At 54.8% G+C, this 281-nt stretch carries 1 rRNA gene; it reads right to left on the bottom strand.

Annotation, left to right across the window (positions count from 1 at the left end):
- A 23S ribosomal RNA gene (locus FQV27_RS18770) occupies window positions 1-281 on the bottom strand; the annotation flags it as partial.

The following is a 281-nucleotide window of genomic DNA, read 5'->3' as shown; positions in this document are numbered from 1 at the left end:
ACATCTCCTTTTAACCTTCCGGCACCGGGCAGGCGTCAGACCCTATACGTCGTCTTGCGACTTCGCAGAGCCCTGTGTTTTTAGTAAACAGTCGCCACCCCCTGGTTTGTGCCCCCCGCCAACAGTTGCCTGCCAACGGGACCTCCTTCTCGCGAACTTACGGAGGTATTTTGCCGAGTTCCTTAAATGTGGTTCTCTCAAGCGCCTTGGTATTCTCTACCAGTCCACCTGTGTCGGTTTCGGGTACGGTCTCATGGAGGGCTGTTTCCAGGAACTGCTAA

Source organism: Paracoccus aurantiacus (genome assembly GCF_007993065.1).
In the GTDB taxonomy this organism is placed as follows: domain Bacteria; phylum Pseudomonadota; class Alphaproteobacteria; order Rhodobacterales; family Rhodobacteraceae; genus Paracoccus; species Paracoccus aurantiacus.
The sequence above is the reverse complement of the archived record's forward strand: the minus strand, read 5'-3'. Positions and strand labels throughout refer to the sequence as shown.